Source organism: Klebsiella sp. Ech2A, from assembly GCF_030078455.1.
Classification (GTDB): Bacteria; Pseudomonadota; Gammaproteobacteria; order Enterobacterales; family Enterobacteriaceae; genus Klebsiella; species Klebsiella terrigena.
Map to the genome: position 1 here is coordinate 1 of NZ_JAQGFU010000234.1, position 6,144 is coordinate 6,144.

9 protein-coding genes and 1 riboswitch are annotated in these 6,144 nt (G+C 57.8%); of the genes, 4 read left to right on the plus strand and 5 right to left on the minus strand.

Features of this window, described 5'->3' with window-relative positions:
- Positions 1–314: ADP-ribosylglycohydrolase family protein (locus PFH44_RS23995; protein ID WP_283826381.1), on the plus strand; the 314-nt coding region annotated here is incomplete at its 5' end.
- Positions 311–1,276 carry a PfkB family carbohydrate kinase gene (locus PFH44_RS24000; RefSeq protein WP_283826382.1) on the plus strand — a complete coding sequence of 322 codons (966 nt, stop codon included), beginning with the start codon at positions 311–313 and terminating at the stop codon, positions 1,274–1,276. The genes PFH44_RS23995 and PFH44_RS24000, both read left to right, overlap by 4 nt.
- On the opposite strand, the gene PFH44_RS24005 is transcribed toward PFH44_RS24000, so the two are convergent.
- From PFH44_RS24005 to PFH44_RS24025, 5 genes are all read right to left on the minus strand, one after another.
- The gene (locus tag PFH44_RS24005; RefSeq protein ID WP_283826383.1) at positions 1,250–1,996 is read right to left on the minus strand and encodes a GntR family transcriptional regulator; all 747 of its coding nucleotides are present in this window, start codon (positions 1,994–1,996) and stop codon (positions 1,250–1,252) included. The genes PFH44_RS24000 and PFH44_RS24005 overlap by 27 nt on opposite strands.
- 41 nt (positions 1,997–2,037) lie before the next feature.
- Positions 2,038–2,838, minus strand: coding sequence for a bifunctional hydroxymethylpyrimidine kinase/phosphomethylpyrimidine kinase (gene thiD / locus PFH44_RS24010; protein ID WP_259226784.1), 801 nt, complete (start codon positions 2,836–2,838; stop codon positions 2,038–2,040).
- Positions 2,835–3,611, minus strand: coding sequence for a hydroxyethylthiazole kinase (gene thiM, locus PFH44_RS24015; protein ID WP_283826384.1), 777 nt, complete (start codon positions 3,609–3,611; stop codon positions 2,835–2,837). Before thiM ends, thiD begins: the two co-directional genes overlap by 4 nt.
- Before the next feature lie 34 nt (positions 3,612–3,645).
- A riboswitch (TPP riboswitch) is annotated at positions 3,646–3,742 on the minus strand.
- Between the two features lie 197 nt (positions 3,743–3,939).
- The gene (locus PFH44_RS24020; RefSeq protein ID WP_072051825.1) at positions 3,940–4,281 is read right to left on the minus strand and encodes a putative T6SS immunity periplasmic lipoprotein; all 342 of its coding nucleotides are present in this window, start codon (positions 4,279–4,281) and stop codon (positions 3,940–3,942) included.
- Positions 4,278–4,553 carry a type IV secretion protein Rhs gene (locus PFH44_RS24025; protein WP_283826385.1) on the minus strand — a complete coding sequence of 92 codons (276 nt, stop codon included), beginning with the start codon at positions 4,551–4,553 and terminating at the stop codon, positions 4,278–4,280. Before PFH44_RS24025 ends, PFH44_RS24020 begins: the two co-directional genes overlap by 4 nt.
- A 607-nt stretch (positions 4,554–5,160) precedes the next feature.
- Between PFH44_RS24025 and PFH44_RS24030 the strand changes: the two genes are divergently transcribed.
- Together PFH44_RS24030 and PFH44_RS24035 are read left to right on the plus strand one after the other, a co-directional pair.
- The gene (locus PFH44_RS24030; RefSeq protein WP_045856431.1) at positions 5,161–5,601 is read left to right on the plus strand and encodes a hypothetical protein; all 441 of its coding nucleotides are present in this window, start codon (positions 5,161–5,163) and stop codon (positions 5,599–5,601) included.
- Between the two features lie 272 nt (positions 5,602–5,873).
- Positions 5,874–6,144, plus strand: a 271-nt coding sequence (locus PFH44_RS24035) for an adenine nucleotide alpha hydrolase family protein (protein WP_463671570.1), incomplete at its 3' end; no start/stop codon positions are given.

Sequence of the window (6,144 nt, forward strand, 5' to 3'; positions counted from 1 at the left end):
GAGTCGAGTCCGCCTGCGAGCAGCTTTATCAGCTGGTGGGGGCCGGAACCAGCACTATCGAATCCGTGCCCTGCGCCGTGGCGATGGTTGAGCTTGCCGGAACCGACCCTAACCGCTGCGCCGTGCTTTGCGCCAACCTCGGCGGCGATACCGATACCATCGGCGCGATGGCCACCGCCATTTGCGGCGCGCTTAACGGCATAGCGGCCATCGATGGCCGACTCAAAGCGCGTCTGGACGAGGTCAACAGGCTCGACTTCACGCGCTACGCCGACACCCTCGGCCGCTACCGCCGGCAGCGGGAGGCGCAATGAATAGCCGCCAGCTGAGCGATAAGCTCGCGACCCTCACCGCCGTCAGGCCGGTGACGGTTATCGGGGCCGCGGTGATCGACGTCATTGCCGACGCCTACGCCCTGCCGTGGCGCGGCTGCGATATCGAGCTGCAGCAGCAGAGCGTCAACGTTGGCGGCTGCGCCCTGAATATTGCGGTGGCGCTAAAAAGGCTGGGCATCGCGGCGCAAAACGCCCTGCCGGTCGGCGAAGGGGTGTGGGCGGAAATCATCCGCAATCGCCTGGCACAGGAGGGGATAACCAGCGTTATCATCCGCGCCAGCGGCGACAACGGCTGGTGCCTGGCGCTGGTGGAGCCGGACGGGGAGCGCACGTTTATGTCCTTCAGCGGGGTCGAAAACCAGTGGCGCGACGACTGGCTCACGCCGCTCAGCGCCGGGCCCAGCGGCCTGGTCTATCTTTCCGGCTACCAGCTGGCCTCCGCCAGCGGCGAGCGGCTGGTGGCGTGGCTGGAGCAGCAGCGTGAGGTCACGCCGTTTATCGACTTTGGTCCGCGCATTGCCGATATCCCCGAGGCATTAATGGCGCGCCTGATGGCGCTGAAGCCGCTGGTTTCCGTTAACCGTCAGGAGGCGCTGATTGCCGCCGAGGCCAACGGCTTCTCCGCCGAGGTGAGCAAGTTCGGCGCCGCGTGGCTGAAGAAGTACGGCGCTCCGCTGATCGTTCGCCTGGATAAAGAAGGCGCGTGGTATTTCAGCCCGCAGGCCTGCGGAGAGGTCGCGGCATTCCCGGCGACGGTGGTCGATACCATCGGCGCCGGGGACAGCCACGCGGGCGGCACCCTGGCCGGACTTGCCGCCGGCTGGAGCCTGCAGGAGGCGGTGACGCTGGGGAATGCGGTGGCGGCATGGGTGGTCAGCCATCGGGGCGGCGACTGCGCCCCGGATCGCGAAACCCTACTCCTCGCACACAAAGACGTATAGATCGCTGCGGCAGTAGCTGATGCTGTATTCGATAGGGTGCTGGTGCTGATCGAGGGCAACCTGCTTGATCACCAGCACCGGGATCGCGCTATCCATCTGAATGTGCGACTGAAACTCGGCATCCGGCATGCGGGCGCTGACCCGGGAGCGGGGGCGCTGGGGTAGGATCTGCCGGCTGCGGAAGTAGTCGTACAGCGAGACGCTGATCGCCTCAGCGTCGGGGATAAGGTGCGCGGGCACCCACGACTCCTCGAGCGATACCGCCGCGTCATCCACGTAGCGAATGCGCTTGAGCATAAACACGTCGCTGCCGGCGGCAATTGCCAGCTGCTGCGCGACCTCCTCCGGACATTTGACGATCCGCTTGTTGACCCACAGGGTGTCGGGCTTTTTGCCACGCAGCACAACCTGCTGGGTAAAGCCGCGCGCCTCCTTCAGGGAATATTCGAAAATATTGTTAACCCGGGTGCCGTAGCCCTGGGCGCGAGTGACCACGCCCTCATCTTCCAGCGTTCGCAGCGCCTTGCGCACGGTGATGCGCGACACGCCGGTGAGCTGGCTCAGATCGCGCTCGCCGGGCAGGATATTGCCGTTTTCCAGCCAGCCGCTGCGCACGGCGTCTTTGATGGTGTCGGCAAACCTGATATACAGCGGCGCGTTATCCTTCGCGGCCATGCGTTCAACGAGCTGGTGAATCAACCGGGTATGCGCCTGTTCCATTTGTCTTTTCCTGACTGAAATCTGGCGTCAGTATATCAGGCTTACCACCAGGCGTGGAAATGATGCACCGGGCCAATCCCCTGCCCCACCTCCAGCGAATCCGCCTGCGCCAGCGCCGCCGAGAGCCAGCCTTTGGCCTCGGCGACCGTTTGTCCCCAGTCGCCGTAGCGCGGGCGCAGCGCGGCCAGCGCGGCGGAGAGCGTACAGCCGGTGCCATGGGTATTTTTGGTGAGGATCCGCGGGGCGGTGAAGCGCTGCTCGCCTTCGGCGCTAAAGAGCCAGTCCGGGCTTTCGGCATCGTCGAGATGGCCGCCCTTCATCAGCACCGCGCCGCAGCCCAGCGCCAGCAGCGCCCGGCCCTGCTCGAGCATCTCTTTTTCATTGCGCGCGTGCGGCGCGTCCAGCAGCGCCGCGGCTTCCGGCAGGTTGGGCGTTATCAGCGAAACCTGCGGCAGCAGCCGGGTGCGCAGCGTCGCCACCGCCGACGCTGACAGCAGCGGATCGCCGCTTTTCGCCAGCATCACCGTATCTAGCACCACGTTGGCGATCCGATAGCGCGCCAGCCGCTCCGCCACGGCCTCGACGATATCCGTCTCCGCCAGCATGCCAATCTTGGTGGTATCGATACGGACGTCGCTAAACACCGAGTCCAGCTGGGCGGCCACAAAGTCAGGCTCGATGCGGTACACCGACTGCACGCCGCGGGTATTCTGCGCCACCAGCGCGGTGATCACCGAGCAGCCGTAGGCCCCGAGGGCGGAGAAGGTTTTAAGATCGGCCTGAATTCCCGCGCCGCCGCTGGGATCGGTGCCGGCAATCGTTAAGGCATTGATTCGTTTCATTGCAGCTCCTCCCCGTACAGCGCATCAAGGAACGCCGGGGTAAAGCTGCCCGGACCGCCCTGACGGGCAGCCAGCCCGCCCGCCAGCTTCATCAGGCCGCAGGCCGCCGCGACGTTTTCCAGCCGGTCGCCGGGCAGCGCCGTACTGGCGGCAACTACCGCAGACAGGGCGCAGCCGGTGCCGACGACCCGGGTCATCAGGGGATCCCCGCCGCTGACGGCGCGCGTGCGCTGGCCGTCGGTGACGTAATCCACCTCACCGGTCACCGCCACCACCGTGTTCAGCTGACGCGCCAGCGCCCGGGCGGCCGGCAGCGCCGCCGCCGCGGTATCGGTGGTATCGACCCCGCGCCCGCCGCCGCTCATCCCCGCGAGGGCCATAATTTCCGAGGCGTTGCCACGAACGGCGGCCGGCTGCAGGGTTAGCAGATCGCGGCAGAATTCGCTGCGCAGCGTGAGCGCGCCGACCGCAACCGGGTCCAGCACCCACGGCTTGCCCGCCCGCTGCGCGCTACGGACGGCCGCGCGCATGGCGTCGGCGCGGTCGACGGTTAAGGTACCGACGTTAATCAGCAGCGCATCGGCGATGGCGGCAAACTGGCTGGCCTCCTGCGGGTCTATCACCATCGCGGGAGAAGCGCCAATCGCCAGCAGGACGTTGGCGGTGAACGTCTGCACCACGTCGTTGGTCATGCAGTGAATAAGGGGGGAGTGACGGCGAAAAAGGTGTCGCAGATGCGCGATATGCGCGGGGTTCAGTGGCTCAGCTTGCATCGTTTGCTCCAGCCAGGCGATGAAGAAGCAACGACCTTGTGGTCTCTGACTTCCCTACGCTGGCATTATCCAGATCAGGTGGTACGGGTATTTCTCAGCCTTCGCAAGGAAGGGCACCCCGAGTCATGTAGATTGAATATCTATACTTTTTGCCAGATTAGGGGAAGTGGCTGGCTGATGCAAGCGCGCCCTTGTGGTTATCGCCTCTTCGCCTTAAAAAGGTATCTGCCCCCTCACCAAACTGGAAAAAGCAGCCGAAGCACCTTTAATTTGCATTCCATTTTCATCGTAAAGGAATAAATAGGCTGGTAATGACATTCCTGCCTCCTTATTTGGTTAATTTTCCATTTCTATCAATAAAAAACTCATGAACGTACTTTTTATCATTTAACCCATAGTTGATCGCATAGGTGTGATTATTCTTCCATTTAACATCGATGCAATTATCTGGATAAGAAGAATTTGATTTATTATAACCAGAGCTAGCCACTGTTTCTATTTTACCGTTTTCACTTGTATCAACAGTGTAATAGTTCAATACATCTTTATTATCTGCACTGAAACAAAGATGTTCGCCATTGATAAATGTCGTTCTGGGGTGTGGTGCAGGATTACCGCCAGGGCAACCGGAAAGAAGGAAAACTAAAGGTAGAATAGTTAATCTCTTCATGCCGGAAATCCCTTCATCACACTTCTGTATCTTTGGAGCAATAAGTAATCAGACTCTTTAGGCTCATAATTTCGTAGCGCAGGAAGATAGGTGTATTTTCTGAAGCCATAAGTTTGCAATAACCAATAATCGCTAACTAAAGAGGCTTGTTGTTCTAAACTGTAATACCGAATGTCAGCTTTATCCAGGCTGTAGCTGTAATCAGCAAAACGGGAAAATAGTCCCCTTGTTCGAACAAACATTCCGTGCTGTGCTTGCCATACGTGCATCATCTCATGCCGCCGGGGTTAATATGTGTTCCCGATGTTGCGTTAATCCTCTCATTTACAGGCATTCAAATCCCCTCTGATTTGTAATGATATCGGTCATTTATCGTACTCCTGTGCAATCAAATAGAAGAAATATTTTTTCCGGGAAAGTTCTGATTATCAGCTGGTCAATGCAACTCCGGATGACAAAAGATATTGTCCTGATGCGCTTCTGATGACTGTGGATTTAGAACCGCTTAATAGGCCATACAAGTTAACTTAAGCCCTTCGGTTTTAAGCGCTGCCCCGGCGCGAGAGTCCGGACTTTCAGAGCTTTCCCTAAAATCTCCATTCCTGATAACGACCGCACACATGTACGATTGACTCTTAAAGCCAGACAAAACACATAGAATAATGGAGGGGGCGATAATGGTCATAAGGGAGCGACGAATGACTGGGTTTTATAAAGTAAACTCGCATAGCGTTGATCTGAATGCGACTGACGCATTGAATGATAAAGATTGTGACCAACCGGCCTTTAATCGTCTTTCCGCTAACACGGAGAATAGCCCTGGAGTCAAATCGTTGCGGCCAGTAGCGACAAAACTCTGGTAGTGGAAGATTAAAAATGATGAAAAAAGCACTCATCTTCACCATGGCTGCGGTTCACTTCGCTTCTTATGCTGACGATCTCGGCTGCGCTTCCGTTGGTGCGTCAATGGAGTCATCCCTGTTTGACGCTATCTCAAAGGATTTAAAGATTGATCCAGCCGCTATTCAAAGAGATAAAACGACGGCAGAGGTAATCAATACGTCGAGCGTGTCAGAACTCTATGCAGAATCGCTGGCTAAAAGGGACCATAAAGAAAATATTGATAAGGGCCAGACGACAATCCCCGTGAGGGATTATCTCTCCAGCTACTATGAGAATAGTGCTCAATCCATTACTGCAAAATATACCTACACCAACATCCGGGGTATGAAAGATATATTCATTGCCTCCAGCCTTATGAATAAAGATGAATGTTCCATCAGGTTTAATGGATACCTTATCCTCGCCAGAGAGTTTTAATTCCCTAATGCATAGGCAGGACCAAATGCCGGGCCACATGGATAAGCTTGCATTCTGATTGAATATCGTTACCCCGCAATTGCCCCGATTGATATCCCCCGAGGCCGCCGGGCGCGGGGGATTTTTTTGGCCATTTCCCCGACAGCCCCCTGCGCTTCCCGCCCTGATTTCCCTGCCCTTTTGCGCACATCTCGATTTGCTTTCCCCACCGCCCGGGCACAAGATTAGCAGTGGGAATAATGATTTTCGCAGATAACCATCCGAGGTGGGCTATGTCCGTTTATCACCATGCGCTGGTGCTGATTAACAGCAGCATTGACGGGGTTCCGCTGCTTCAGCACGCGGCTAAAATGGCCGAAGAGAGCGCCATGAAGATAACCATCGCCCACATCAGCACCGACTATCGGGCGCTGAACTACGTTTCCGACTGCCTGATGGATGATGACGTCTCGCAGGAGGTTATCCAGGCCAAAGCCCTGCTCAACGAACTGGCGACCACCGTCGCCCTGCCGGTGCAGACGCTGGCGCTGGTCACCGCCCGCC

Excerpts from the sequence above, each read along its gene's own strand:
- thiD (WP_259226784.1), bottom strand. The coding sequence starts at position 2,838 with ATGAAACGAATCAATGCCTTAACGATTGCCGGCACCGATCCCAGCGGC.
- PFH44_RS24000 (WP_283826382.1), top strand. The coding sequence starts at position 311 with ATGAATAGCCGCCAGCTGAGCGATAAGCTCGCGACCCTCACCGCCGTC.
- PFH44_RS24025 (WP_283826385.1), bottom strand. The coding sequence starts at position 4,553 with ATGATGCACGTATGGCAAGCACAGCACGGAATGTTTGTTCGAACAAGG.
- thiM (WP_283826384.1), bottom strand. The coding sequence starts at position 3,611 with ATGCAAGCTGAGCCACTGAACCCCGCGCATATCGCGCATCTGCGACAC.
- PFH44_RS24005 (WP_283826383.1), bottom strand. The coding sequence starts at position 1,996 with ATGGAACAGGCGCATACCCGGTTGATTCACCAGCTCGTTGAACGCATG.
- PFH44_RS24030 (WP_045856431.1), top strand. The coding sequence starts at position 5,161 with ATGAAAAAAGCACTCATCTTCACCATGGCTGCGGTTCACTTCGCTTCT.
- PFH44_RS24020 (WP_072051825.1), bottom strand. The coding sequence starts at position 4,281 with ATGAAGAGATTAACTATTCTACCTTTAGTTTTCCTTCTTTCCGGTTGC.